Below are 25,864 nucleotides of genomic sequence, written 5' to 3'. Positions count from 1 at the left end.
ATATCGACATGCAGGACAAGCTGCCGCTCGCCATCGTCTCCGACATTGCCTGCCCCTGGTGCTTCATCGGTCGCGCGCGGCTGGAGACGGCGCTGGAGCGCTATGGCCTGACCGAGCGCTTCGTCATCACCTGGCTGCCCTACGAGCTGAATCCGGAAATGCCCGCCGAGGGCATGGACCGCAACCAGTATCTGGAGGGCAAGTTCGGTCCCGGCAAGCGCAAGGAGATCGAGGTCCGGCTGTCGGAAGCGGCGCTGGAGAGCGGTGTCACCTTCAACTGGGCAAAGGTCACGAAGAGCGTCAACACCCGCATGGCGCATATGCTGGTCGCGGCCGCCTCGACCGTGCAGCGCGGCGGCGACATGACGGCCGCCCTGTTCAAGGCCTATTGGCAGGACGGGCGCGATATCGGCGATCTCGAGACGCTGGTCCAGATCGCGGTCGAGCAGGGCTTCGACGAGCAGGCCGCCCGCGACGAACTCGCCAATGACGAGTTGCGCGAGACGGTGATCGGGCTGGAGGATCACGCCCGCAAGGTCGGCGTCACCGGCGTGCCCTTCTTCATCATCGACAGCAAGCTCGCGGTTTCCGGCGCGCAGCCGCCGGATGTCTGGGGGCAGGTCTTCCAGGAGGTTTTCGCCGCGCGGGCCCCGCAGGAACCGCAGTTCTGAGGCGACGGGGCCTCAGAGCGCGCCTTTCAGCATGTGAGCGACGGCCGGCGCGCCGAGCGAGACGCCAGACAGGAACAGCAGCATGAACACGATCTGCCGCATCACCGCCTGCGTGAGCGGCGGCGGGTAGCGCCGCGCCAGATGCGTGCCCAGCATCACCGCCGGAATGGCGAAGAGCCCCGAGAGCGTCGATGGCGCGGGAATCTGGTCGGTGGCGATGACCAGCCCCGTGCGGAACAGCGCGTTCAGCGCGAAGATCGTGACCAGCGTTTCCCGGACGACCACCAGAGGCATCGGCTGGCGGTAGAAATGGTAGACGAGCGGCGGGCCGCCAGTGGAGAACATGCCGCTCATCAATCCCGCGATGCTCCCGAAGAACAGGTAGCTCGGCGCTCCGGATGGCTGCTTGAGCGGTTCCGGTTTCCGCGCCAGTTGCAGACTGGAGACGATGATCACGAAACCCAGCGCCAGCCGCAGTAGATCGGCGCGGCTGGCGGCGAGCCATTCGAGCAGATGGAAGCCGATGAAGACGAAGGGCCAGCTCGCGACCATCACCAGCCCGAACTTGCGCCAGTCGACATCGCGCCAGCCCTTGAGCAGCATCTGAATCGCATTGACCAGCGTGAGCGCACTGATGAGCATCGCCGCATCCGGCAGCGAGAGCAGGCCGGTCAGCCCGACGCCGCCCATCGCGATCAGCCCGAAGGCGAAGCCGGTCAGCGTCTGGACATAGGCCGCCATGCCGGTCAGCAGTAGAAACCCGACGAGGGCAGCCAGGGACATTGCGGTCTGTTTCCGGGAGAGCGTGGAGCGAGGCCTAGAGCATTGCCGCGCAGGCTGAAATCCATTTTCCGGCAAAGCTGATGTGCGCTGGAGGATCGCAGGTCGCATCGTCACGGCATTGTCATGCTGCTGTTGCCTTCGGGCCATGGTGGTGGCCGTTCTGCCCGCTGCGAATGCGGCCGAAGGTTGACTTGGTCGGGGCAGCGCGGGCACGATCCGCCCGCTCGCGATCAATCCACAGCAGGAGCGGCGAAGATGCTGTCGATCCCGAACCGCGCAGCCGTGTGCTTTTTCGGCTTTGCGTTGACCGGCTGCATGCAGTCGATGCCGACCGCGGAGACGATCACGCGGCCGACCATGGAAGCCTTCACGCGGCTGGGCTCGTGGACGCCCTGGCGCTCGTCTCCCGAGCAGCCCCAGCCTGTCGTTGTGGCCGTTCAGAGTGCTCCTCCGTTAGCCGAACCCGTCAAGGAACAGTCTGTGCCGCTGGTTGTGCAGCCTCAGGCCAGGGCCAGGCCGGTGGCCCGCCCGGTGCCTCAGCTGGCCTCGTCGCGGGCACGGCCCGTGCTTCCGATACCGGCCGCCGTGACGCCTGCTGCTGCGGCCGTCCCGGCGCCTGCTGCTGCTGCACCGTCATCGGCGCTGCCAGCCAACGTCGTCTGCCAGACCGCGAGCCAGCCCGGCGAGCGTGTGCGGATGGAGTGCACGCCGGTCGAGTGACCGCCTGATCGACCGGCCTTCCAGCCGCCGGGCTCGTGAAGAGCGCGGCTTGCGCGCCCTTGCATCATCATTCGAATCATGCGCCTTCCCTCGAAACTCAGGGAATTACGCGATGCAAAAGATCAACGATGTCCGCGACCGCCTGATCGTCGCCCTCGACGTGCCGACCGTTTGGGATGCCTATCGCCTCGTCTCGACGCTGGGCGACGGTGTCTCGTTCTACAAGATCGGCTATCGCCTCGCCTTCGCCGGTGGGCTCGATCTCGCGCGACAGCTCGTTGCCGAGGGCAAGAAGGTCTTCCTCGACCTCAAGCTGCACGACATCGGCAACACGGTGACCGAGGGCGTGGACTCGCTGACCAAGCTCGGCGTCACCTTCCTCACGGTCCACGCCTATCCGCAGACCATGCGCGGCGCGGTCGAAGGGCGCGGCGATGCGGCCTTGAAGCTGCTCGCGGTCACCGCGCTGACCTCCTATGACGACGGCGATCTGCGCGATGCCGGCTACGGCCTCGCCGTGCGCGATCTCGTGCGCCTGCGCGCCGAGAAGGCCCGCACCGCCGGGATCGACGGCATCGTCTGCTCGGCCGCCGAGGCCGAGATCGTGCGCGAGGTCATCGGCAAGGATATGGTCATCGTCACGCCCGGCATTCGCCCCTCCGGCAGCGCCGCGGGCGACCAGAAGCGCACGCTGACCCCGGCCGAGGCGATCCGCATCGGCGCCGACCATCTTGTCGTTGGGCGTCCCATCATCCGCGCGGCAGACCCGCGTGCGGCGGCGGGCGCGGTCATGGACGAGATCGTCGCGGCTTCGTAAGCTCCCGCCCGGACTCGATTCAAGCAACGGATAGCACCATGCCCAAGGGATATGTCATCGGCCGCGCCAAGGTCACCGACGCGACCAAATGGGCGAGCTATGCCGCCAAGGCCTCCGAAGTGATCAAGCAATATGGCGGCACGCCGGTCGTGCGCGGCGGCCAGATGACGGTCGGCGAGGGCGAAGGCCGCGCCCGCAACGTCGTGCTCGAGTTCAAGGATTTCGAGACGGCCCGCGCCTATCTCTTCTCCCCGGAATATGCCGAGGCCCGCAAGCTGCGCGAGGGCGCCGGCGAGATCGATCTCGTCGCTGTCGAAGGGATCTGACCGTGGCCAAGGGCTACTGGATCGCGCGCGTCGACGTCGAGAACGCCGAGGCCTACGCCAAGTATCGTTCGCTCAATGCCGTGGCCTTCGCCAAATACGGGGCGAAGTTCCTGGTCCGCGGCGGCGAATACAAGCTCGCTCGCGGTGAGGGCCGCAAGCACAACGTCGTCCTCGAGTTCAAGGACGAGGAGACGGCCCGCGCCTGCTATGCCTCGCCTGAATATCAGGAGGCGGTGAAGCATCTCAGCGCCGCCGGCCAGTCCGATCTCGTGATCATCGGCGGCTATGACGGCTCGCAGCCGGGCGAATAGGCCTTAGGACGAGGGCCTTCTCCGTCATTTGGATGACGAAAGGCGCGGTGGAGCGCCCGTAATCTCCCCTTCGTAGCCTGACGGAGGGGATATCGGGCGCGTGAGCCGGGCGAGGCTCGAATGCGTCCCGACCCAGCCCCGATGTCGATGTCTCAGCGTGGGCGCAGGGGGAGCGCCGCGCTGCGTAGCAGTGAAACGAGCTGACTTTGCTGGCGCGTGTTCGTCTTCTGGAAGATGCGCGCCAGGTGCGTGCGTGCGGTCGAGATCCGGACGCCCTGGGCTTCGGCCGCTTCCGTCAGGGATGATCCGCTCGCGAGCGCGGAGGCGAACTTCGCTTCCGCATCGGTGAGATCGAAAAGCTGGCGCGCGCACGCCACAAGATTGGTCGCCGTTTCCAGCCGCCGCAGCGCGATCAGCACCTTGCCGGCCGCATGAGCCTGCGGGGAGGGGGGCGCTGGCATGGCGCAGGCTGAAAGCGAATGAGATCCGTCCTCGCCATGCAGGATCATGCTGGCCTGTGTCGGGGCAAGGGGATCCTGCGCACTGCGCAGCGCGCCCTCGACCAGCTGCCGAAGCTGGCGCTGGTCGGCCGGCTGGCGCGCGAAGAGCCGCCCCTGCCGCAGCCCGACCGCGCTGTCGGGGTCCGACAATATCTCGTCGGCGCCCTCGTTGGCGTAGGCGATCCGCATATCCTGGTCGAGGATCGCGATACCCATCGCGACCCGGTCGAGCGCACCGCGCGCCTCGTCCCGCTGGATCGTCACCCGGCCGATATGGCGGCGCAGTTCGACGACGCGCCTGAGCACCGGATAGAGCTTTTCGAGCAGGGCGACGTCCTCGGCGTCGAAGGCTTCCTGCTGTCGGCCGCGCTGGATGTCGAAGAACCAGAAGGCCTCGCCGTTCTTGGCGAGGCGGCAGGCCATGCCGCCATACATGTCCTGCGGGCGCATCCATTCCTGCCAGACGCGCGTGCTGCGCAGGGCTTCCTCGCCGAACACCTCGTTGTCGCGGTAGATCACGCCGAGGGGGATATCGCGCAATGCGTCGCCCATCTCGATGAAGTCGGAGGCGAGGTCGCCGAAGCAGCGTTCCTGCAGCGCGGCATCGGGATTGGTTGCATAGGACGCCCAGTCCTCCGGGCTCGGCCCGAAGCCGGCGAAGCAGGCTTTCGAGCCGTTGAACAGCAGCCGCATCGCTTCGGCGGCGGCTTGCATCTGCTCTTCATCCATCGCGCCCGCCAGCAACTGGTCGATCGCGGACGTGACGGTATCGACATCGAGGCGCGGCATGAGACATCCCGGCTGGCCACGGAAGACGCACGCGTGGCGCGCCTCTCGGAAGCTAGCAGCATGGAGCGCTCGGGAAAAGTCCAAAAACAATCCAAAGTTTTTTATCGATCCGGGCTGACCTCACCTGCCGGCCATGGCGTCGATGGCGGCATGCGTCGGGAGAGCGTCGAAGACGCCGTGTCGGGTCGTCGTCAGGGCTCCGGCGATCGCTGCATCGCGCAGGGCGTCGGGCAGAGAACGTCCCGTCGCCAGCCGGACTCCAAGCGTTGCGGCAAAGGCGTCGCCAGCGCCGAGCGAATCGATGGTCTCGACGGAAAAGCCCTTCTGTTCGATGATCTGACCATCCGCCGTAGCAGCGATCGCCCCGGCCGCGCCCCGCGTCACGACGACGAGCTCTGGCCCGCGTTTCATCAACTCCCGCACCAACTCCGCCGCGAAATGCCGCGGCTGCGTCATCCCGTCTGGCTCCACGCCCAGCGAGAGCGCGAGGCTGCCGGCCTCGCTCTCGTTGACGATCAGGATCGAGGTCCGCGCCAGCATCGCTTCAGGAATGTCCCGGAAGGGCGAGGGATTGAGCAGGGTCGGAACGCTGGCCTGTCTGGCCAGGGCGAAAGCCGCCTCGATCGGCGCGTCGCCGATCTCGAACTGGGCCGTCACCAACGCCGCTCCGGCAATGGCCCTCGCTCGCTGCCGCACATGCTCGGCCGAGAGGGCGAGATTGGCGCCGGATGCGATGGCGACGCAGGTTTCTCCACTGGCATCGGTGAAGCCGATGCCGCTTCCGGTGCTGCCCGTGAGCCGGACCAACATGGATGGCGGCAGGCCGGCCCGTTCGAGCGCCGGCAAGGCGAAGGCGGCGGCGAGGTCGTCGCCCACTGCGAGCAGGCCCTCCACATCCATGCCGAGGCGTCGCGCCATGATCGCCTGGTTCAGCCCCTTGCCGCCGGGCTCGATCGTCACGGTCTCGGCGGCGAGTGCTTCCCCGGGGCGCGGGAAGCGGGCGACCTTCGCCGAGCAGGCGACGACGAAGCTTCCGAGCACAAAGACGGGTTTGCCGGTCACGGCAGTCTCCGGGAATTTGATTTTGCCATTCACGAACTGCTACGCGGGTTGTGACACGCTCATGCAAACCAAGACAGTGCCTAAGACGCCTCTCGCCAAGCCGCCCTTCCAGGACCTGCTGGAACTGCGCACCGACACCGCCAAGCCGCTCTACCAGCAGCTTGAAGACCAGCTGTCTCAACTGATCAGCGACGGCACCCTGCCGGCGGGCACGACACTTCCGGCCGAGCGCCAGCTCGCCGAACGCCTCAATATCAGCCGAGCCACCGTTCAGCGGTCCTACAACGCCTTGCGCGAGCGAAAGTTGCTGAGCGCGCAGGGGCGCCTCGGCTCGATCGTGCAAGGCTCGGGGCCGCGCCTGCATTCCGGCATGGATCGGCTCAAGGGCTTTACCGAGGAAATGCAGGAACTCGGCCGCGTGCCGTCCTCCCGCATCGTCGAGCGCGCTGTGGTCACCGACCGCTTGATCGCCTCGATCTTCGGTCACTCATCGCATGCGCGCTTCCTCAAGCTGGTCCGCATCCGTTCGGGTGACGGCATCCCGATGTCCCGCGAGGTCGCCTGGTACAATCTGGAGCGTGCGCCCGACCTGGCCGAGAGCGATCTCTCGGGCTCGGTCTATGCCCGCCTCGCCGCGCTCGGCCTGCCGCTGACGCGTTGCGACCAGACCATCGAGGCCGCGGCGCCCACCGTCGAGGAATGCGCGATCTTCGGCTTCGCGGTTCCCGTGCCTTGCCTGCTGATCAAGCGGCGCAGCTATGGTGCAGACGGCGACATGCTCGAATATGTCGAGGGCCTGTTCCGCGGCGATACCTATACCTACAAGCTGACGCTGACCGCCTGACATCCTGCGGTAGAGGCCGTCGCTTCAGGTCTCCAGTTTAGATATCCAATAGCAGTCCAAAAACAGGGAAGGTTGAACCTCTCCGCGATCTGCCGCGACCAAGAGGAACGGAGCCGCATCCGGCAAGTCTCGGGTGTCCCGGGGCGAGGTGGCGCGGCGGTCCGTGGATTGCAGAATGGATATTGCAATGTCGCTTCATGTCTCGATTGCCTGCAGGACGAGCTACACCCCGTTTCCGCCGCGCCATGACATCGCTTCCGATGCCTTCGGGAAGGCTTCCAGGCCGGTTTTCGTCATCGATGCCGACCTGAACCAGCGTTTCGGCAACCGTGGTGCGGCGGCGCTCGCCCATGACGGGCTGGGCGGCCTCGACCGCTTCACCGCCTGCGACAAGGATTTCATGGCGCGATTGCAGGTCTGGCTGAAGCGCTGCCGCAATGGCAGCACGGCTGGCGAGACGAGGCTGCCGCTGGTGCTGCGCAACGGCCGGCAGGTCGCGGTCGATGCCGTGCATCTGGCGAGCATCGAACTGTTCGTCCTGACGGTGGATGATCCGGAAAGTGCGATCGACCGCAACATCGCCCGGGTCAGCGAGGCCTGCGGCCTGACGCCGACCGAGGAGCGCATGCTCGTCCTGATGGTCGAAGGGCTCGACACGATCATCGCCGCCAAGCGGCTGGGCATCGCGCCGACCACGGCCCGCACCCACCTCCAGCGTCTCTTCGCCAAGACCGGCACGGCCCGGCAGAGCGAGCTCGTCCGCTTCGTCGCGACCTATGTCGAGGAACTCCGCTGAAGAGAAGGTGCTGAGGCTGCGTATCGCCGCCGGAGATGTTGACAGGGCCCGCGATCGCACGCCCATCTGGACCGGTATGCGCAAGCACCGCATCCGTCCGGAACGATCGCCACCATGCCCGAGACGTTGGCAGCCTTCACCTTCTGCGCGCTGCTGAGCGGCAGCGCCATCTTCGGCATCAAGCTGCGCGGCTGGTTGTCGGAAGAGCATCTCTCCGAGCGCACCCTGGAGGCGATCCGGCTGGTGACGAGCCTGCTCGTCACCTTCGCCGCCCTGGTGCTCAGCCTGCAGCTCTCCAACGTCAAGGGCACGTTCGACCAGGCCTATCGCGACCGCAACGCCGATGCGGCCGCGCTCGCGCAGCTCGATGAATGCCTGCGCAGCTATGGTGCCGAGGCCGATCCGATCCGGCTCGATCTGCGCAGTTACACGGCCGGCGTCGTCGCCAGCACCTGGCCGCAGGAGCCGAAACCTGAAGGCGTCTCCTACCCCGATACGACAGGCATGGCCCGCGAAGGCGCCGACCCCTCGCTCGGCGCCCTGATCGCGCGCATCGGCCGGGCGATCAACGGTCTGGCGCCGACCGACGCGCTCCATGCCAATCTCGCGACGGAGTGCCGGGCGACCTATCAGCGGGTGCAGCAGCGGCGCTGGGCCGTGATCGAGGATGTGCACGGCCCCGTCTCGCCGCTGTTCACGAATATCCTGACCTTCTGGCTGATGCTGGTCTTCCTGAGCTTCGGCCTGCAGATCCCGCGGCGACGTCTCGCCGCGATCGTGCTCGCGATCGGCATCGTCTCGATCTCGACCGTGATGTTCGTGATCACCGATCTCGAGACGCATTATGGCGGCCTGTTCGGTATTTCCAGCGCCTCGATGCGGGGCGCTCTGGCGAGCATGGCCCGCTGATCCATCCGGGCAGTTGGCGCGGTGCTTGCCAAGAGACGCGGGATCGGGTGCGATGGCGCCGGTCCGGTCCTACGAGGCCCGATTCAAACGATATGATCTCGGTACGAGGCAGGGGAACAGGCAGATGGTGCGTGGGATGACGGGATTGCGGGTGAGTCTGGCGCTGGCGGCGTCGGTTTTCGTTCTGGGCGGCGTGGCGGCCCAGGAGCCGAAGAAGGGCGGGACGGTCCATGTCGTCGTCCAGCCCGAGCCGCCGATGCTGATGCAGGGCCTCAACCAGAACGGCCCGACCAACATGGTCGCCGGCAACATCTACGAATCGCTGCTGCGCTATAACGAGAAGCTCGAACCGCAGCCCTCGCTCGCCAAGAGCTGGGAGATCTCGCCGGACGCCAAGACCTACACCTTCAAGCTGCAGGAAGGCGTGAAATGGCATGACGGCAAGCCGTTCACCGCCGACGATGTCGTCTTCACCCTCGACAAGTTCCTGCGCGACGTCCATCCCCGCTGGCGCCCGATCGTCAACGCCCAGGTCGAGAAGATCGAGAAGATCGACGATCTCACCGTCAAGATCACGCTGAAGCAGCCCTTCGGCCCGATGATCATGACGCAGGAGGTCGCTTCCGCGCCGATGATCCCGAAGCATATCTATGACGGCACGGATTACCGCGCGAACCCCGCCAACAATACGCCGATCGGCACCGGCCCCTTCAAGCTCAAGGAGTGGAAGAAGGGCTCCTATATCCACCTCGTCAAGAACGAGGACTACTGGCTGAAGGGCAAGCCGAACCTCGACGAGATCTACTGGCAGATCATTCCCGATGCAGCCGCCCGCGCCGTTGCCTACGAGACGGGCAAGGTCGATGTACTGACCGGTGGCTCGGTCGATGTCTACGACGTCGCGCGGCTGTCGAAGCTGCCTAATACCTGCATGACGACCAAGGGCTGGGAGATGTTCGCGCCCCACGCCTGGCTCACCCCGAACGTGCGCAACGGCATCCTTGGCAACAAGCAGTTCCGCCAGGGCCTGATGTACGCGATCGATCGCGAATTCGGGAAGGATGTGGTCTGGGGCGGCCTCGGCAAGCTGCCGACCGGGCCGATCTCGTCCAAGACCAAGTTCTATTCGGGTGACGTGCCGAAATACACCTTTGACCCCGCCAAGGCGAAGGAGCTGATCAAGGCGTCCGGCTACAAGGGCGAGACGATCAAGCTCCTGAACCTGCCCTATGGCGAGACCTGGAGCCGCTGGTCCGAGGCGATCAAACAGAACCTGGAGGATGTCGGCGTCAAGGTGCAGATCGAGAACACCGACGTGCCCGGCTGGACGCAGAAGGCGTCGAACTGGGATTTCGACCTGAACTTCAACTTCCTCTACCAGCTCGGCGACCCCGCCATGGGCGTGGCGCGCTCCTACATCTCCTCCAACATCGCCAAGGGCAATCCCTTCGCCAATGTCGGCGGCTACTCCAATCCGGAGGTCGACAAGCTCTTCGCCGATGCCGCGATCGCGCCGACCGACAAGGAACGCCAGGACCTCTACACCAAGGTGCAGAAGGTCCTGGCCGACGAACTGCCGGTGCTCTGGCTGCTGGAGATGGACTTCCCGACCATCTACCGCTGCAACGTCAAGAACCTCGTCACCACCGGCGTCGGCGTGAACGACGGCTTCCGCGACGCCTGGAAAGAGTGAGGCAGCTCGCGGAGAGGCGTCATCCCGGACGCCGCGAAGCGGCGATCCGGGATCGTATCGGGGTTGGCTCCAGGGCCGCCCCATTCTGACGACGGTCCCGCGTCTGCGCAGCGGCACTTCGCGCCGCGGCGCGCGCGGGATGACCCGGCTTCACGAAAGTCCTGAATGAACCTCGCGCAATTCCTCGCCGGCCGGCTCGTGAAGGGCGTCATCGTCCTGTTCGCGATCGCCGTTCTGAACTTCCTGCTGATCCGGGCGGCGCCCGGCGATCCCGCGCAGGTGCTGGCCGGCGAGGCCGGCGCCGCCGATGCGCAGTTGCTTGAACAGCTGCGCGCGCGCTTCGGCCTCGATCAGCCCTTCCTGACCCAGCTCTGGATCTACCTGAAGGGCTACCTCACCTTCGATCTCGGCTTCAGCTATCGCCAGCAGCAGCCGGTGCTCAGCCTGATCATGGAGCGCCTGCCGGCGACGCTGCTGCTGACCGGTGCGGCCTTCATCGTCTCGCTCGTCGTCGGCACGGCGATGGGTGCGCTCGCGGCGCGGCGCGCCGGCAAATGGTCGGACAGCCTGATCACCACGCTGGCGCTGGCCTTCTACGCGACGCCCCTGTTCTGGATCGCGCTGATGAGCCAGATCGTCTTCGCGCTGAAGCTCGGGCTCGTGCCCAATGTCGGCTACGAGACCATCGGCGCGAACTATACCGGTCTCGCCCGCGCGCTCGATATCGGCCAGCACCTCATCCTGCCTTCGCTGACGCTCGGCCTGTTCTTCACCGCGCTCTATGCCCGGATGATGCGCGCCTCGATGCTGGAGGTGGCGGGCGCGGATTTCGTCAAGACGGCGCGCGCCAAGGGCGTCTCGCAGTCCAGAGTCTGGCGGCGGCATGTCGCGCGCAACGCCATCCTGCCGGTGGTGACGCTGGCCGGTTTGCAGGCGGGCCAGCTCGTCGGCGGTGCCGTGCTGACCGAGACCGTCTTCGCCTGGCCCGGCATCGGGCGCCTGATGTTCGATGCGCTGGTCCAGCGCGACTATTCCGTCCTGCTCGGCGTCTTCTTCGTCTCCTCGGCGATGGTCGTCTGCTTCAACATCGCGACCGATCTGGTCTACCGGATCGTCGATCCGCGCATCGAGGCGCACGCATGAACTTCCTCAAGCGCTTCGTCCGCAATCGCGGCGCCGTCATCGGCATCGTCATCCTGCTTGCCGTCGTTGCCTTCGCGATCCTGGCGCCGACGCTCTATCCGCAATCGCCCTGGCGCCCGGTCGCGCGGCCCTTCCTCGCGCCCTTCGTCAACGAGCGCTTCCCGCTCGGCACCGATACACTCGGCCGCAACCTTGCCGCCGGGCTCGTCCATGGCGCGCGCGTCTCGCTGATGATCGGCGTGGTCTCGACCTTGGTCGCGTTGGTGATCGGCGTGCCGCTTGGCGCCGTCGCCGGCTATGCCGGCGGCTTCGTCGATGACGCGCTGATGCGCTTCACCGAGTTCTTCCAGACCATTCCCTCCTTCGCGCTTGCCATCGTGCTGGTTGCGATCCTGCAGCCGCAGCTCGGCTCGATCGTGCTCGCGATCGGCGTGGTCAGTTGGCCCCCCGTGGCGCGATTGGTGCGAGGCGAAGTGCTCTCGCTGCGAAGTCGCGAATACGTTCAGGCGGCCGTCACGATCGGCCAGTCGACGCCGCGGATCATCTTCAGCCAGGTCCTGCCCAACACCATCGCGCCGATCATCGTCATGGGCTCGCTGATGATCGGCTCGGCGATCCTGTTGGAATCCTCGCTCTCCTTCCTCGGTCTGGGCGATCCCAACCTGATGAGCTGGGGCTATATGGTCGGGGCCGGTCGCACGCGCCTGCTCGACGCCTGGTGGATTTCGTTCTTCCCGGGCTTCGCGATCTTCCTGACGGTGCTCGCGCTCAATCTCGCCGGCGAGGGGCTGAACGACGCCCTGAACCCGCGTCTGGCCAGGGGGCGGGAATGACTGCTCCCGCGCTCTCCATCGAAGGCCTGACGCTGGCCCTGCCGGCAATGGCCGACCGCGCCAACGCGGTCGAAAAGGTTACGCTGACTATCCAGCCGGGCGAGACGCTCTGCGTCGTCGGCGAATCCGGCTCCGGCAAGTCGATGATCGCCCATGCCGTGATGGGCCTCTTGCCCAAGGCGGTGAAGCCGGTCGCCGGTTCCATCAAGCTCGCGGGGCGGGATCTCCTCGCCCTCGACGAACAGGCGATGCAGGACGTGCGCGGCCGCGAGGTCGGCATGATCTTCCAGGAGCCGATGACCTCGCTCAACCCGGTCATGCGCATCTCCGACCAGATCGTCGAGACCTTCGAGGCCCATAGCCTGCACGACAAGGCGACGCGCCGGGCCCGCGCCATCGACCTCCTGACCGAGGTCGGCCTGCCCGATCCGCCGCGCCTCGCAAAAGCCTATCCGCACGAGCTGTCCGGCGGCCAGCGCCAGCGCGTCATGATCGCGATGGCGCTCGCGCTCGAACCCAAGCTCCTGATCGCCGACGAGCCGACGACCGCGCTCGACGTCACCACCCAGGCGCAGATCCTCAAGCTGATCGACAACCTGCGCCATCGCCACGGCACGGCCGTGCTCTTCATCACCCATGACATGGGCGTCGTCGCCGAGATCGCCGACCGCATCGCCGTGCTGGAGAAGGGCGTACTGGTCGAGGAGGGCACGGCCGATCAGGTGCTCGGCTCTCCCAGCCACCCCTATACGCAGAAGCTGCTCGCCGCCGTGCCCTCGCTGACGCCGGCCGTGCTGCCGCCGCTGCCGGACACCGCGCCGGTGATCAGCGTCGAGGGCCTCGGCAAGACCTATCGCAAGCGCTCGCTGTTCGGTGTTGCGCGCGAGGTCAAGGCGGCCGACGACATCTCCTTCACGCTCGTCCGTGGCGAGACGCTCGGCCTCGTCGGCGAGTCCGGCTCGGGCAAGTCGACGGTCGGGCGTTGCTGCCTGCGCCTGATCGAGCCGGATCGCGGCCGCATCGCGCTTGGCGATCTCGTCCTCTCCGAATTGAAGCCCGCCGAATTGCGCCGCCAGCGCAAGCGCATCCAGATGGTCTTCCAGGACCCCTTCGCCTCGCTCAATCCGCGCCAGACCGTCGGCCGCATCATCTCGGACGGCCCCATCGCCCATGGCACGCCGCGCAAGGAGGCCTTAACGCGGACAAAGGAACTGCTGGAGCTCGTCGGCCTCTCCGCCAACGCCATCGACCGCTACCCGCATGAATTCTCGGGTGGTCAGCGCCAGCGCGTCGGCATCGCCCGGGCGCTTGCGCTCGAACCGGACGTGCTCGTCGCCGACGAAGCCGTCTCGGCGCTCGACGTCTCCGTGCAGGCCCAGATCCTCAAGCTCATCAAGGACATCCAGGCGCGGCTCGGCCTCGCCATCCTCTTCGTCACCCATGATCTGCGCGTCGCGGCGCAGATCTGCGACCGCATCGCCGTGATGCAGCGCGGGCGCATCGTCGAGAGCGGGCCGACCGCGGCGATCTTCGCCGACCCGCAGCACGCGTATACGCGGCAGCTGCTGGCGGCGGTGCCGGGCGGCGGGCGCTTCGGGCACTAAGGGGGAAGCGCTCCGCGTCATGGTCGGGCTTGTCCCGACCATCCACGTCTTTCCCTTCACCCATGTCGCAAGGCGTGGATGCTCGGCACAAGGCCGACCATGACAGATTTGGCCTAAAGGAGACCTGCCCATGCCTCTCGATCCCGCCTTGCGTGACAAGATCCTCGCCGCCGTCGAGGCGGGCTTCGACGAGCAGGTCGCCTATACCCAGGAGCTGGTCCGCTTCGCCTCGACCCGCGGGCAGGAGCACACGGTCCAAGACTTCATCTTCCGGGCCATGAAGCAGCGCGGCTTCACCATGGATCGCTTCGCCATGGACAAGGAACTGATCGCCGCCCATCCCGGCGGCGCGCCCTTCTCCGACACGCATTCCGAAGCTCCGATCGTCGTCGGCATTCATCGCCCCCGCGAGGAGAAGGGCCGTTCGCTGATCCTGCAGGCGCATGTCGACGTCGTCCCGGCCGGCCCCGTCGACCAATGGAAGCATGCGCCCTTCGACCCTGTCATCGAAGGCGACTGGATGTATGGCCGCGGCAGCGCCGACATGAAGGCCGGCTCCGCCGCCAATCTCTTCTGCCTCGATGCGCTGCGCCGCATAGGCATGCAGCCGGCGGCGACGGTCTATGTCGAATCCGTCGTCGAGGAGGAATCGACCGGCAACGGCGCGCTGATGACGCATCTGCGCGGCTATCGCGCCGAGGCTGCGCTGATCCCCGAACCGGAATACGAGATGCTGGCGCGCGCCAATGCCGGCGTGCTCTGGTTCCAGTTCGAGGTGCGCGGCATCCCTGCCCATGTCCGCGAGATGGGCACCGGCGCCAACGCGATCGACGCCGCCTATCGGGTCATCGCGGCTCTGCGGAAGCTCGAGGAGCAATTCAACGTCGAGAAGGCTGGCCGCGAGCATTTCGAGAATGACCCGCACCCGATCAACCTGAATATCGGCAAGATCGAGGGCGGCGACTGGGCCTCCTCCGTGCCGTGCTGGTGCCGCGTCGACTGCCGCGTCGGGCTCTATCCCGGCGTCACCGCCAAGGAGACGGCGCAGCGCATCGAGGATTGCATCCGCGAGGCGGCACGCGGCGATTCCTTCCTGGCCAACAATCCGCCGAAGGTGACGTTCAACGGCTTCTGGGCCGAGGGCTATGTGCTGGAGCCCGGCAGCGAGGCGGAGGCCGTGCTCGCCCGCGCCCATGAGGCAGCGCTCGGCAAGCCGCTCAAGAGCTTCATGACGGCAGCCTACCTCGATACCCGCGTCCACGCGCTCTACGACAAGATCCCGGCGCTTTGCTACGGCCCGATGGGCGAGAACATCCACGCCTTTGACGAACGCGTCAGCCTCGCCTCGGTGAAGCGCATCACCGGCGCCATGGCGCTCTTCGTCGCCGAATGGTGCGGCCTCGAAAGCATCGAGGGGTGAGCGGGCAGGCGCCGGGCAGGGCGCTGCTGCTCGTTCCCCTGCTCGGGCTGCTCTGGGGCTTCAATTGGCCGGCGGTGCGGATCTCGCTGGCCGAGATCGCTCCCTGGACCTTGCGCGCCGCCGGCATGAGCTTCGCCGGACTGGTGCTCGTCGCCATCGCACTGGCGCGGGGCGTCCCGCTCGCCGTGCCGCGGGGCCAGTGGCCGCGACTGGTCGTCGCCGGCTTTCTTTCGATCGCCGCCTTCAACGTGCTGCTGGCCTTCGCGCAACTCGCGGCGCCGACCTCGCGCGCGGCGATCCTGACCTTCACCATGCCGATCTGGGCGACGCTGCTCGCCCGTTTCGTGCTGGGCGAAGCTTTCGACGGCCGGCGCCTTGCGGGGCTCGCGCTCGGCATCTCCGGCCTCGTCTGCCTCGGTCTGCCATTGATCCTCGCCGGGCAGCTCTCCTTCGGCCTGACGCTGGCGCTGCTTGCAGCGGTGAGCTGGGCGCTCGGCACGATCGTGACCAAGCGCTGGCCGGTCTCGGCCCCGGCGCTGACGATCGCCGCCTGGCAATTGCTGATCGGCGGCGTGGTCGCCGGCATCGGCATGCTCGTCTTCGAAGGCCTGCCTGTGCCGAAGCTCCTGTCGCCCCGCGTGCTGACGGCGCTGAGCTTCCACATCATCGGCGCGCAGGCGCTGGCGTATTTCCTCTGGTTCACGGTGGTGGCGCGCCTGCCGGCGGGCATTGCGAGCTTGGGCACGCTGATGGTGCCGGCGGTCGGCGTGCTCGGCTCGGTGCTGCTGCTCGGCGAGCGGCCGACGCTGACGGATTGGCTCGGCCTCTGTCTCGTGATTGCCGCTTCCGGCGCGATCATGATCCCCGCCCGCCGGGGGTGATCGCACTCAGCTCTGGCCGGGAATGCTGTAGCGCTGGGCCAGCACGGCGCTCATCGCGGCGACAAGCTCGGCGATGAGCCCGCCCTTCTCCCAGGAATAGATCGAGACGACCATCGCCGGCTCCATGCCGAAGGCCGCGTAGGGTCTGACCCGGCGGCCGATCGTGGTGCCGACCGGCAGGAGGGAGAGCCCGAGCCCGGCCTCGACCGCCACGATGACGTTGTAGAGATTGCTGCTCGACAGGGCGATGTACCAGCGGTGCCGCTCGCGCTCGATCCGCTCGAACATCGCATCGCGATAGAGCCCACCGGGCGGGAAGGTGACCAGCGGCAGCGGCTCGGGCCAGCTCTCCGGCGCCTCGGTGCTCTCGAACCAGGCCATCGCCTCCGGATAGCTGGCGCGGTGGTCGGAACTCGCGGATGGCTCCTTGACGATGACGACGTCGAACTCGCCGGCCCGGTAGCGCCGCGTCAATTCGCGGCTCAAGCCCGCGACCACGTCGAGCCGGACTTCACGATGCTGCCTGATGAAGCCGGCGAAAACCTGCGCCATGTTGCCAGTGACGATGTCGTCGGGCACGCCGATGCGGATCGAGGCGGTGCCGGCGGAATCGCCGAGCATGGTCTCCGCCTCCTGCTGCAGCGTCAGGATGCGCCGGGCATAGCCGAGCAGGCGCTCGCCCGAGGCCGTAGCGCGGACCGGGCGGGCGACGCGGTCGATCAATCCGCGCCCCACCGCCTCCTCCAGCCGTGCGAGCTGCTGGCTGATCGTCGATTGCGTCATGTTGAGCCGCTCGGCCGCCTGGGTGAAGCTGCCGGTATCGGCGATGGCGACGAAGGAACGGAGCAGACGGGGATCGAGCATCGGTGCCGCGTGTCGGAAGCCGGGATGCCGGCTACATTCGCAAGACCACTGATCAATATCCAGATATTTAATTTTCAGATGGACCTACGCGCCGTTATTCAGGGATCAAGGCAAGCTTGCCTTGCCTGATCGACGGGGTGCGGCAGCGCCGGCCGATGCCGCCTGCGCCCATCAAGGAGACGGAATTGACCCGATTTTCGCCGATCCTTGCCTTCGTTCTTCTCCTGCTGGCCCTCGGTCCGCAGACAGCCTTCGGACAAGCCATGACCGAGACCAGATTGCACGCCGCCGCTGCCAGGGATGACGTCGCCACGATCAAGCGGCTTCTCGCCGAGGGGGCCGCGATCAATGCACGCGATGAGCGTGGCCGGACCGCCTTGCTCGCCGCGACCCATGAGAACCGCGTCAATGCCGCCCGCGCCCTGATCGAGGCCGGTGCCGACGTCAATGCCAAGGATGCGATGAACGACAGCCCCTATCTCTATGCCGGCGCGCGGGGCCACCTCGCCATCCTCAAGCTGACACTCGAACATGGCGCCGACCTGAAGAGCACCAATCGCTATGGCGGCACCGCTCTGATCCCGGCCTGTGAGCGCGGTCATGTCGAGACGGTCCGCACCCTGATCGCGGCCGGCGTCAAGGTCGACCATATCAACAATCTCGGCTGGACCGGCCTGCTGGAGGCGATCATCCTCAGCGATGGCGGCGAGAAGCATCAGCAGATCGTCAAGGACCTGCTTGCGGCTGGCGCCGATGTGAACCTCGCCGATCGCGATGGCGTCACCCCGTTGCAGCATGCCCGCAGCCGCGGCCAGGCGAAGATGCAGCAGATCCTGCTCGCCGCCGGCGGTCGCTGAGCGGAGGGCGATCATGAGCCAGGCACAGCGTTTTCTCTGCGAGGCGATCGAGCTTGCGCAGGCCAATATGGAACAGGGCGGCCGGCCGTTCGGCGCGGTCGTCGTCAGGGACGGCGAGGTCGTCGCGACCGGTGTCAACGAGACCGTCGCGACCCATGACCCCACTGCCCATGCCGAGATGACGGCTCTGCGGGCGGCGAGCCGAAAGCTCGGAACACCGAGCCTCGCCGGCTGCGCGGTCTATGCCAGCGGTCATCCCTGCCCGATGTGCATGGCGGCGATGCGGCTCTCCGGCGTCAGCGAGGTCTGCTACGCCTATTCCAACGATGACGGCGCGCCTTTCGGTCTGTCGACGGCGGCGATCTATGCCGATCTGGCAAAGCCCTTCGCCGAGCAGTCGATGAAGATCGCCTATATGCCGGTCCGCCTCGAAACCGGACCCGATCTCTATGCCGAGTGGAAGCGGCGCCAGCCTAAGCCGGCCTGAAGCCATGACGCCTACAACATCCGGCGCGTCCCGCGCGCTGCTGCTCGCGGCCGTGGTTCTGGTCGGCCTGAACCTGCGCCCGTTCCTGACCGGCATCGGCCCGCTCGCGGCGGAAATCCAGGCTGCGACGGGCTTGGGTTTTGGTAGCCTCTCGCTGTTCACGCTGGTGCCGATGCTATTGATGGGCGTCTGTGCCTTCGCCGGCCCCTGGCTCCAGCGCGTGCTTGGGGCGCGGGTGGCGGTGGTCGGCGCGCTCTGCATCCTCTGCGCGGCGGCGGCGTTGCGTCTGGTCACGACGAGCGGCGAGGCGCTGATCGCGACGGCGGCTTTCTGCGGGCTTGGCGTCGCGGTGGTGCAGTCGGTCTTCCCCGGTATCGTCAAGGCCGAGTTCCCCGGTCGCGTCGCGCTGGTGATGGGGCTTTATTCGGCGATGCTGATGGGTGGCGGTGCGCTCGGCGCCCAACTCTCGCCATTGATCGCCGCACGCTCCGGAAGCTGGCATCTCGGCCTCGGTTGGATCGCCCTGCCAGCCGCGCTGGCGGCGTTGGTCTCGGCGGTGGCGCTGCCGTCCGGCCGATCAGGGCAGGGCGGTGGTTTGCCGGCGCTTGTCCTGCTGCGGCGTCCGCGCACATGGCTGCTGATGATCTGCTTCGGACTGGTGAACGGCGGCTATGCCTCAGTGGTCGCCTGGCTTGCGCCGGCCTATCAGGCGATGGGCTGGTCGGGCGCTCAGAGCGGTGGCCTGCTGGCTGTCATGGCTGCGAGCCAGGCCGTGGCGGCGCTCGGCATTCCCGCGCTGGCGGCCCGCAATCCCGATCGCCGCTTCTGGATCTGGCTCGCGCTGGGCTGTCAGGTCGTCGGCTTTGCCGGCCTCGCCTGGTGGCCACTGGCGGCGCCGACAGTCTGGGCGGTGGCGATCGGTGTCGGGCTGGGCGCCGGCTTCGCGCTCTTCCTGATCGTGGCGCTCGACCATCTCGACAACCCCGCCAATGCCGGGGCGCTCTCGGCCTTGATGCAGGGCGGCGGCTTCCTGATCTCCGCCATCCCGCCCTGGATCGTCGCATTAATGCGCGATGCTGCCGGCAGCTTCACCGCCGGCTGGCTGATGCATCTGACATGTGCGGTGCTGGCAGGTCTGATGGCGCTGCGCTTCGCACCGCGCGGTTATGCCCGCGCGATGCGGCTGGGAACAGAGGCCGGTCAGGCCTTGTCGCCGAGATAGGCGGTGGCGTCGATCTCGACGATGCAGTTCGGCGAGCCCAGCCCGTTGACGATGCAGGAGACGCGATGCGGCGTCGCCTCGGCGAAATTGGCGAAATAGATCTCGTTCATCGGCTCCCAATAGGCGCGGTCGGTGACGTAGACCGTGCATTTCACGACATCGTCGAGGCTGCCGCCGGCTTCTTCGAGCAGCGCCTTGATGTTGTCGATGCATTGCTGGGTCTGCGCCCGGGGATCGCCGATCGCGAGCTTGCCGTCCTTGTCCGTGCCGACGCAGCAGACGAACATGAAGCCGCCGGCGACGGTCGCCTGGGCGAAGGGCAGGCGGCCCTTGTGGATGCGGTCCGAGGTGATGATGCGCTTGGGCATGGCAGGCTCCGTCTAGGGATGCCCACCCTAGCGGCCGTGCATGCACGAAGGAATGCGGCCTAGCTCCGCGTCCCCGGTGATGTCTCGCTGGCGATGATGTGGTCCGCGAGGTGGATGGCCTGCTCCGATCCGGAGGCGAGGCGGCGCATCACGCCGCTCAGCGCCTCGAAGGTCTCGCGGTCGAGCGGTGCGAACAGCGCGTCGTTGACCGGGCGCTGCAGCGAGGCCAGCTGCTCCAGCTTCTGGAAGCCGGTCGCCGTGACGGTGAGGGTGACCCGGCGCCCGTCGCTCGGATGAGGGCGTTTCTCGACGAGGCCGCTCTTCACCAGCTTGTTCAGCTCGATGGTCACGAAGGCGCCGCTGAGATGCAGCCGCTCGGCCACCTGCGCGACGCCGAGCTCGTTGTCGGGCGCGCCGCGGCCGACCGCGATCAGGATCAGGTATTGCGGCGGCGTCAGGCCGATATAGCCGGCGAAGCGCGCGCGGGCCTCCTCCAGCCGGCTGCCGAAGGCGAAGAAGTCATAGAGCATGTCGCGGAAACGCGCGTCGCTCCCGCCCTCCAGCAAATCGGGTTTCGCCACGGTCAGGCGCCGGTTCTCGATCGACATGATTCGTCCGTCATTCGGGTTGTTGACTTTGCTATATAGCTTTATTACAAAGCTATATAGCAAATGAGTGTTGCGGATGGCAACCGGAGGGAACGATGGACGGCAGGGCCTTCAGACAATCCCTGGGCGAGTTCGCGACGGGGGTCGCGGTCATCACCGCGCAAGGCAGCGGCGAAGATCTCATCGGCATGACCATGAGTTCGTTCAACTCCGTTTCGATCGATCCGCCGCTCGTCCTGTTCAGCGTCGACAGGCGGGCGAACAGCCTGCCGGCCATGCTCGAAGCCAAGGGCTTCGCGGTCAATGTGCTGGCACGCGAGCAGGAGCAGATTTCCAACCGTTTTGCACGGGCGCTGAGCGACAAATGGGCCGAGGTCAAGCGCACCGTCGGCCATGCGCAGGCGCCTTTGATCACCGGCGCGCTCGCCCATTTCGAATGCGAGCCCTACGCCAATTATGACGGCGGCGACCATGTGATCTTCGTCGTGCGGGTGCTGCGCCATGCGGTGCGCGCCGGCAATCCGGCGCCGCTCGTGTTCTTCCGCGGCCGTTACCGCGACCTCGTCGACGAGACCGAGCGCGAGCCGTCCTGGCCGCTGCCCATCCACTACTGAACCACCACGACAACCGGAGAGGGGATACCCATGACCAAGACGGGACAGGAACATCTCGCCAGCCTGCGCGACGGCCGCACGATCTTCATCGACGGCGCGCGCGTCGAGGACGTCACCACGCATCGCGCCTTCCGCAACGTGGCGCGCTCGGTCGGCGGTCTGTTCGACTTCGCCAACGATGCCTCTCGCCGCGAGCTGATGACCTTCGAGACCGAGACCGGCGGCCGGGCCAATCGCATCTGGCAATTGCCGACCTCCTATGCCGACCTCGTCGAGCGCCGCCGTGCGCTCGAGGCCTGGACCGCGATCCATGGCGGCTTCCTCGGCCGCGCGCCGGATCATGTCGCCTCCTGCATCTCCGGCATGCGCATGGGCCTGCCGGTCTTCGAGGGCTATGATCCCGCCCGCGCCGCGGCTCTGGAAAACTACTACCGCTACGCCCGCGACAACGACCTCTACCTGACCTATGTCATCATCAACCCGCAGGCCGACCGCTCCAAGAACGCGGCCGAGCAGGCCGATCCCTTCCTGACGGCCGGCGTGGTCGATCGCGATGCCGAGGGCATCACCATCCGCGGCGCCAAGATGCTGGCGACCGGCGGCGTCGTCGCCAACGAGGTCTTCGTCACCACGATCCAGCCGATGCAGCCCGGCGAGGAGCGCTATGCCGTCTCCTTCGCCATCCCGATGAACAGCAAGGGCCTGAAGATGCTCTCGCGCAAGTCGTATGAGGCGCAGGCCGGCTCGATCTTCGATAACCCGCTGGCGAGCCGCTACGACGAGAACGACGCCGTGCTGTTCTTCGATGACGTGAAGGTGCCGTGGGACCGCGTCTTCATCGATGGCAGCGTCGAGATGTGCCAGAAGCAGTTCCATGCGACGCCGGCGCATGTCTACCAGAACTACCAGGCGATGATCCGCCTCAAGGTCAAGCTGCAGTTCCTGATGGGCATCGCCCATCGCACGACGCAGACCAACGGCATCACCCAGTTCCCGCAGGTCCGCGAAATCCTCGGCCAGCTCGCGGCGGAGGCCGCGATGGTCGATGCCTTCGTCAACGCGATGGAAGCCAAGGGCACGCAGGTCGGCCCCTACTACGTGCCCGACCGGCACATGCTCTATTCGGCGCAGGTGCTGACCCAGCAGATGTATCCGAAGATCCTGAACTCGCTGCGCGAGCTCGCCGGCGGCGGCATGATCATGCTGCCGTCCTCGATCGCGGATTTCGCCAATCCCGAGATCGCCGCGATGATCGAGAAGACCCAGCAGTCGCCGGCCGCGAATTCGCATGACCGGGTGAAGTTCTACAAGCTCGCCTGGGACGCGGTGGGCTCCGAGTTCGGCTCGCGCCATCACCAGTACGAGATGTTCTATGCCGGGGCGACCTTCGTGACGAAGGGCCACTCCTTCCGCACCTATGACTGGGGCAAGGCCGGCGGCATCGTGCAGTCGATGCTGGATTCCTACGATCTCGACAGCAAGCCCGCCGCCTGAGCGCGAAAGGAAAAGCCATGCCCGTCAACAAGACGCACGACGAGTTCTACACGCTCGACATGACCAGCGGCTGGGAAGTCCCGGCCGGCTATCCCGCCGGCATCCAGCAGAAGATCCTCTCGGGGGCGCTGGACGAGGTCAACAACCGTGGCACGCGCACGCGCCTGCTGCGCTTCCAGCCCGGCGTCTACACCACCGCGCCGTTCTCCCATGACTACTGGGAGGAGGTCTATCTGGTCGAGGGCGACCTGACCGTCGGCAACGATGCCAGCGGCAATGGCGGGACGGCTTTCCCGCCGCACACCTATGCGGTTCGTCCGCCGCATGCCAAACATGGGCCGTTCAAGTCCGAGGGCGGCTGCCTGCTCCTCGAAATCCATTACTTCGACCCGGTCTGATACGCCCATGGCTCGCACCCTTTCCGCCCTTGCCGACGATCTCGCCTCCGGCCGGACGAGCGCGCTCGCCCTCGTGCGTGAGGCTCTCGCCCGGATCGACGCCCCGGACGGGGAGGGGAAGCTGGCCTTCATCAAGGTCCATCGCGAGGCGGCGCTCGCCGCCGCCGAGGCGATGGACAAGCTGCGGAGCGCCGGGCTCGCCCCGTCGCGCTTCGCCGGCATCCCGATCTCGGTGAAGGACCTGTTCGACCTTGCCGGCGAACCGACCACGGCCGGCTCGACGGTGCTGGCGGATGCCGCCCCTGCCGAGCGCGACGCTCCGGCGATCGCTAGGCTGCGCAGCGCCGGCTTCATCGTGATGGGCCGCACCAACATGACCGAGTTCGCCTTCTCCGGCCTCGGCCTCAACCCGCATTACGGCACGCCGGCTTCTCCTTACGAGCGCGCCACGACCCGCCGGATTCCGGGCGGCTCGTCGTCGGGTGCCGCGGTTTCGGTGGCGGACGGCATGGCCTTCGCCGGCATCGGCTCCGACACCGGCGGTTCCTGCCGCATCCCCGCCGCCTTCTGCGGCATCACCGGCTACAAGCCGACTGCGTCGAGCGTGCCGCGCGAAGGCGCCTTCCCGCTGTCGCGGACGCTCGACTCGATCGGGCCGCTCGCCAACAGCGTCGCATGCTGCCGCATCCTGCACGAGATCATGAGCGGCGTGACGCTTACGTCGGAAGGGCCGTCGAGCCTCAAGGGCCTGCGCATCGCCGTGCCGCAGACCGTCGCGCTCGACGGGCTCGACGCGCATGTCGCCGCAAGCTTCGACCGCGCGCTGGACCTGCTCGCCAAGGCCGGCGCGACCATCATCGACGTGCCCTTCGCCCGCTTCGCCGAGGTCGCCCGCCTCAACGCCAAGGGGGGCTTTGCCCCCTCCGAGGCCTATGCCCATCACCGCGACCTCATCGAGGCCAAGGGCGACGGCTACGACCAGCGGGTGCGCACGCGCGTGCTGCGCGGCCGCAACCAGGATGCCGCCGATTACATCCAGCTCGTCCAGGCGCGGGCGGCCTTCGTCGCGGCGATGCGCGCGGAGGTCTCTGCCTTCGACGTGCTGGCGATGCCGACCGTGCCGACGATCGCGCCGACGATCGCCGAGCTCGCCGAGGACGACGAGGCCTTCGCCCGCATCAACCTCCTGATGCTGCGCAACCCGGGCCTGATCAACGTCATGGACGGCTGCGCGATCTCGCTGCCGATGCACCGTGCCGGCGAGGCCCCGGCCGGGCTGATGCTGGCCCGGGCCGGCGGCGAGGACGCGGCGCTGTTCGGGATCGCGGCCGCTGCGGAAGCGGCGCTGGCCAGCCGCTAAGCTAAGGTGGGGACCGTTCAGGCCTGCCGCGTGATGTTCGCGCGGAAGGACTGGATATGCTCCCGCATCGCCCGCTCGGCGAGGTCGGGGTCCTGCCGGGCGATGCCGTCGACGATCGCGGCATGCTCGTCGCAGATGCGCAGGTGCTGCTCGTTGGCGCTGAGCGAGATGAACCACATCCGTGCCGAGCGCTCGTGCAGGTTCCGCAACAGGTCGCTCATCACCGGGTTGCGCACCGAGCCGGCGATCAGCGCATGGAACTGCTGGTCGAGCCCGGCGATCGTCTCGATCTCGCGCTGGTGTGCGGCCGCCAGCATGGCGTCGAGATTGCGCTTGAGCTGTACCGCGACATCCGGCCCCGCCTGCGCCGCGGCGACGCGCACGCAGAAGGTCTCGTTCACGACGCGCACATCGATGATGTTGAAGATCTCGTCGAGGCTGACCGGCTTCACGATCGTGCCCTTGCGCGGCATCACCTCGACCAGTCCGTCATTGAGCAACCGGTCGATGGCCTGGCGGATCGGCGTGCGGCCGATATCGAGCTGGCTACTGAGCGCCGGCTCGCTCAGGATTTCGCCCGGCCTGAGCTCGCAGGTGATGATCAGGCGCTTGATCGCGCTGTAGGCCTGTTCGCGCAGCGAGACATGCCGCTGCGCGCCCTTGTGCATATCCAGAAGCGTCACGTGTCTCTGCACCGAGTCGGAGAGGTCGTCAGCATCGTTCTTCCGGATGGGGACGGGATCAACCCCGGATGGGGAGAATCTTCAGATCATAGCCGAAACGCAGGCTGCGCTTCAGCACCGGGTCCTCCAGTTCGCCCTCGAAGCGGCTGGCCATGCGGATGCCGCCGATCGCCGGCATGGTGCCGCCGAACAGCGCCGTGCCTTCGGGCAGTTCGCCGCTCTCGCTGAAACCGCGGATCAGGTCGGCCGGGGCGAGCAGGCCGGAGATCGGCCCTTCCTGATATTTGCGGCGCTCGCCGTCGATCACCGCGAAGCTGCGCAGGATCAGCTCATCCCAATGGCCGGCGACCTCTTCATAGGGCCAGACGGTGTCCGCGACCGGCTTGTCGCAGACCTGCTTGGAGACGCTGATGCCATAGGTCTCGACCTGGCGGTCGGTATGGTCCGAGCCGACGCCGACATAGGTGCGTCCGCCGCAGGCGAAGAGCACGGCCTCGACCTCGCCGCTGCTGTTGGCGCCGACATCTTCGATCACCGGATCGGTCGTCAGGCGGGCGGCCGCGACGCGATAGAAGACCGGCGTCGAGGCCGGGCGCTTCACGCCCAGTGCCTCCAGCTCGACCATGTGGTGCTCCATCGCGGCCTTGTCGCGTCCGGCCCAGCCGCCGATCACCAATTCATCGATCGCAGCCGAGAGGGGCGCGGAGCCGCTGCGGCTTTCCACGGTCAGGTCCAGGGTCTTCATCACATCACCTTCCAGGAATGAGCCGCCTGTTCCGTAGGCAGCCGGCCGCAAAAAAGTTCTCG

At 66.9% G+C, this 25,864-nt stretch carries 30 protein-coding genes; 20 read left to right on the top strand and 10 right to left on the bottom strand.

The genetic code is table 11. The features are described 5' to 3' along the window. Positions 1–8 precede the first annotated feature (8 nt). Positions 9–671: a DsbA family oxidoreductase gene (locus AC3WMA_RS06305; protein ID WP_492284511.1), complete on the top strand. Its 663-nt coding sequence runs from the start codon at positions 9–11 to the stop codon at positions 669–671. Positions 672–683: 12 nt separating this feature from the next. Here the strand turns inward: AC3WMA_RS06305 and AC3WMA_RS06300 are convergent, their stop codons facing one another. The 3 genes from AC3WMA_RS06300 to AC3WMA_RS06290 form a co-directional block, all read right to left on the bottom strand. Next, the gene (locus AC3WMA_RS06300; protein WP_492284510.1) at positions 684–1,454 is read right to left on the bottom strand and encodes a TSUP family transporter; all 771 of its coding nucleotides are present in this window, start codon (positions 1,452–1,454) and stop codon (positions 684–686) included. 230 nt (positions 1,455–1,684) lie between these two features. Further along, positions 1,685–1,813, bottom strand: a complete 129-nt coding sequence (locus AC3WMA_RS06295; protein ID WP_492284509.1) for a hypothetical protein — start codon at positions 1,811–1,813, stop codon at positions 1,685–1,687. Positions 1,814–1,990: 177 nt separating this feature from the next. After that, positions 1,991–2,242, bottom strand: coding sequence for a hypothetical protein (locus tag AC3WMA_RS06290; protein WP_492284508.1), 252 nt, complete (start codon positions 2,240–2,242; stop codon positions 1,991–1,993). 44 nt (positions 2,243–2,286) lie between these two features. Here AC3WMA_RS06290 and pyrF point away from each other — a divergent pair, with 44 nt between their 5' ends. The 3 genes from pyrF to AC3WMA_RS06275 are packed head-to-tail and all read left to right on the top strand — an operon-like array spanning position 2,287 to position 3,628. Beyond that, complete coding sequence (gene pyrF, locus AC3WMA_RS06285; protein WP_492284507.1) at positions 2,287–2,991, top strand: orotidine-5'-phosphate decarboxylase; 705 nt, start codon at positions 2,287–2,289, stop codon at positions 2,989–2,991. A 38-nt stretch (positions 2,992–3,029) separates the two neighbouring features. After that, positions 3,030–3,317: a DUF1330 domain-containing protein gene (locus AC3WMA_RS06280; protein WP_492284506.1), complete on the top strand. Its 288-nt coding sequence runs from the start codon at positions 3,030–3,032 to the stop codon at positions 3,315–3,317. Between the two features lie 2 nt (positions 3,318–3,319). Further along, the gene (locus AC3WMA_RS06275) at positions 3,320–3,628 is read left to right on the top strand and encodes a DUF1330 domain-containing protein (protein ID WP_492284505.1); all 309 of its coding nucleotides are present in this window, start codon (positions 3,320–3,322) and stop codon (positions 3,626–3,628) included. Positions 3,629–3,780: 152 nt separating this feature from the next. On the opposite strand, the gene AC3WMA_RS06270 is transcribed toward AC3WMA_RS06275, so the two are convergent. Together AC3WMA_RS06270 and AC3WMA_RS06265 are read right to left on the bottom strand one after the other, a co-directional pair. Continuing rightward, positions 3,781–4,917: a helix-turn-helix transcriptional regulator gene (locus AC3WMA_RS06270; RefSeq protein WP_492284504.1), complete on the bottom strand. Its 1,137-nt coding sequence runs from the start codon at positions 4,915–4,917 to the stop codon at positions 3,781–3,783. 120 nt (positions 4,918–5,037) lie between these two features. Beyond that, complete coding sequence (locus AC3WMA_RS06265) at positions 5,038–5,979, bottom strand: PfkB family carbohydrate kinase (RefSeq protein ID WP_492284503.1); 942 nt, start codon at positions 5,977–5,979, stop codon at positions 5,038–5,040. Between the two features lie 61 nt (positions 5,980–6,040). On the opposite strand from AC3WMA_RS06265, the gene AC3WMA_RS06260 reads away from it, so the two are divergent. The 9 genes from AC3WMA_RS06260 (at position 6,041) to AC3WMA_RS06220 (ending at position 16,102) form a co-directional block, all read left to right on the top strand. Beyond that, positions 6,041–6,823 (top strand): GntR family transcriptional regulator, encoded by a 783-nt coding sequence (locus AC3WMA_RS06260; protein WP_492284502.1) that lies wholly within the window; start codon positions 6,041–6,043, stop codon positions 6,821–6,823. A 187-nt stretch (positions 6,824–7,010) separates the two neighbouring features. Beyond that, the gene (locus AC3WMA_RS06255) at positions 7,011–7,619 is read left to right on the top strand and encodes a helix-turn-helix transcriptional regulator (protein ID WP_492284501.1); all 609 of its coding nucleotides are present in this window, start codon (positions 7,011–7,013) and stop codon (positions 7,617–7,619) included. Between the two features lie 114 nt (positions 7,620–7,733). Then, positions 7,734–8,528 carry a bestrophin-like domain gene (locus AC3WMA_RS06250; protein ID WP_492284500.1) on the top strand — a complete coding sequence of 265 codons (795 nt, stop codon included), beginning with the start codon at positions 7,734–7,736 and terminating at the stop codon, positions 8,526–8,528. A gap of 124 nt (positions 8,529–8,652) precedes the next feature. Then, positions 8,653–10,221 (top strand): ABC transporter substrate-binding protein, encoded by a 1,569-nt coding sequence (locus tag AC3WMA_RS06245; RefSeq protein WP_492284499.1) that lies wholly within the window; start codon positions 8,653–8,655, stop codon positions 10,219–10,221. 165 nt (positions 10,222–10,386) lie between these two features. Continuing rightward, positions 10,387–11,364: an ABC transporter permease gene (locus AC3WMA_RS06240; RefSeq protein WP_492284498.1), complete on the top strand. Its 978-nt coding sequence runs from the start codon at positions 10,387–10,389 to the stop codon at positions 11,362–11,364. Then, the gene (locus tag AC3WMA_RS06235; protein WP_492284497.1) at positions 11,361–12,197 is read left to right on the top strand and encodes an ABC transporter permease; all 837 of its coding nucleotides are present in this window, start codon (positions 11,361–11,363) and stop codon (positions 12,195–12,197) included. The genes AC3WMA_RS06240 and AC3WMA_RS06235 overlap by 4 nt, the downstream gene beginning before the upstream one ends. Continuing rightward, positions 12,194–13,801 carry an ABC transporter ATP-binding protein gene (locus AC3WMA_RS06230; protein WP_492284496.1) on the top strand — a complete coding sequence of 536 codons (1,608 nt, stop codon included), beginning with the start codon at positions 12,194–12,196 and terminating at the stop codon, positions 13,799–13,801. Before AC3WMA_RS06235 ends, AC3WMA_RS06230 begins: the two co-directional genes overlap by 4 nt. Before the next feature lie 130 nt (positions 13,802–13,931). Further along, complete coding sequence (locus tag AC3WMA_RS06225) at positions 13,932–15,221, top strand: ArgE/DapE family deacylase (RefSeq protein WP_492284495.1); 1,290 nt, start codon at positions 13,932–13,934, stop codon at positions 15,219–15,221. Continuing rightward, on the top strand, positions 15,218–16,102 hold the full coding sequence (locus tag AC3WMA_RS06220) for a DMT family transporter (protein ID WP_492284494.1): 885 nt from the start codon (positions 15,218–15,220) through the stop codon (positions 16,100–16,102). The genes AC3WMA_RS06225 and AC3WMA_RS06220 overlap by 4 nt, the downstream gene beginning before the upstream one ends. 6 nt (positions 16,103–16,108) lie before the next feature. On the opposite strand, the gene AC3WMA_RS06215 is transcribed toward AC3WMA_RS06220, so the two are convergent. Beyond that, complete coding sequence (locus AC3WMA_RS06215; protein ID WP_492284493.1) at positions 16,109–16,966, bottom strand: LysR family transcriptional regulator; 858 nt, start codon at positions 16,964–16,966, stop codon at positions 16,109–16,111. Positions 16,967–17,229: 263 nt separating this feature from the next. On the opposite strand from AC3WMA_RS06215, the gene AC3WMA_RS06210 reads away from it, so the two are divergent. Genes AC3WMA_RS06210 through AC3WMA_RS06200 form a run of 3 tightly spaced genes read left to right on the top strand, consistent with a single transcriptional unit; the run spans position 17,230 to position 19,532 of the window. Further along, positions 17,230–17,823 (top strand): ankyrin repeat domain-containing protein, encoded by a 594-nt coding sequence (locus AC3WMA_RS06210; RefSeq protein ID WP_492284492.1) that lies wholly within the window; start codon positions 17,230–17,232, stop codon positions 17,821–17,823. A 13-nt stretch (positions 17,824–17,836) separates the two neighbouring features. Further along, a complete protein-coding gene (locus AC3WMA_RS06205) occupies positions 17,837–18,310 on the top strand; it encodes a nucleoside deaminase (protein ID WP_492284491.1) in 474 nt (157 codons plus the stop codon). Positions 18,311–18,314: 4 nt separating this feature from the next. Beyond that, a complete protein-coding gene (locus tag AC3WMA_RS06200; protein WP_492284490.1) occupies positions 18,315–19,532 on the top strand; it encodes a cyanate transporter in 1,218 nt (405 codons plus the stop codon). Here AC3WMA_RS06200 and AC3WMA_RS06195 read toward each other — a convergent pair. Further along, positions 19,511–19,900 carry a RidA family protein gene (locus AC3WMA_RS06195; RefSeq protein ID WP_492284489.1) on the bottom strand — a complete coding sequence of 130 codons (390 nt, stop codon included), beginning with the start codon at positions 19,898–19,900 and terminating at the stop codon, positions 19,511–19,513. The genes AC3WMA_RS06200 and AC3WMA_RS06195 overlap by 22 nt on opposite strands. Positions 19,901–19,959: 59 nt before the next feature. After that, the gene (locus tag AC3WMA_RS06190) at positions 19,960–20,508 is read right to left on the bottom strand and encodes a MarR family winged helix-turn-helix transcriptional regulator (RefSeq protein WP_492284488.1); all 549 of its coding nucleotides are present in this window, start codon (positions 20,506–20,508) and stop codon (positions 19,960–19,962) included. A gap of 95 nt (positions 20,509–20,603) precedes the next feature. Here AC3WMA_RS06190 and AC3WMA_RS06185 point away from each other — a divergent pair, with 95 nt between their 5' ends. The 4 genes from AC3WMA_RS06185 to AC3WMA_RS06170 are packed head-to-tail and all read left to right on the top strand — an operon-like array spanning position 20,604 to position 24,374. After that, a complete protein-coding gene (locus AC3WMA_RS06185) occupies positions 20,604–21,122 on the top strand; it encodes a flavin reductase family protein (protein ID WP_336809969.1) in 519 nt (172 codons plus the stop codon). 30 nt (positions 21,123–21,152) lie between these two features. Continuing rightward, positions 21,153–22,616 carry a 4-hydroxyphenylacetate 3-hydroxylase family protein gene (locus AC3WMA_RS06180; protein ID WP_492284487.1) on the top strand — a complete coding sequence of 488 codons (1,464 nt, stop codon included), beginning with the start codon at positions 21,153–21,155 and terminating at the stop codon, positions 22,614–22,616. A 17-nt stretch (positions 22,617–22,633) separates the two neighbouring features. Then, complete coding sequence (locus tag AC3WMA_RS06175; protein ID WP_492284486.1) at positions 22,634–23,014, top strand: cupin domain-containing protein; 381 nt, start codon at positions 22,634–22,636, stop codon at positions 23,012–23,014. A gap of 7 nt (positions 23,015–23,021) precedes the next feature. Continuing rightward, a complete protein-coding gene (locus AC3WMA_RS06170) occupies positions 23,022–24,374 on the top strand; it encodes an amidase (RefSeq protein WP_492284485.1) in 1,353 nt (450 codons plus the stop codon). Positions 24,375–24,391: 17 nt separating this feature from the next. Here AC3WMA_RS06170 and AC3WMA_RS06165 read toward each other — a convergent pair whose 3' ends face one another. After that, positions 24,392–25,057 carry a GntR family transcriptional regulator gene (locus AC3WMA_RS06165; protein WP_492284484.1) on the bottom strand — a complete coding sequence of 222 codons (666 nt, stop codon included), beginning with the start codon at positions 25,055–25,057 and terminating at the stop codon, positions 24,392–24,394. Between the two features lie 58 nt (positions 25,058–25,115). Then, positions 25,116–25,802, bottom strand: a complete 687-nt coding sequence (locus tag AC3WMA_RS06160) for a DUF2848 domain-containing protein (RefSeq protein WP_492284483.1) — start codon at positions 25,800–25,802, stop codon at positions 25,116–25,118. Positions 25,803–25,864: the final 62 nt, after the last annotated feature.

It is taken from the genome of Allobosea sp. FW305-C-101 (genome assembly GCF_058783685.1).
Note: the sequence above shows the minus strand (reverse complement) of the source record. Positions and strands in the feature narration are given on the sequence as shown.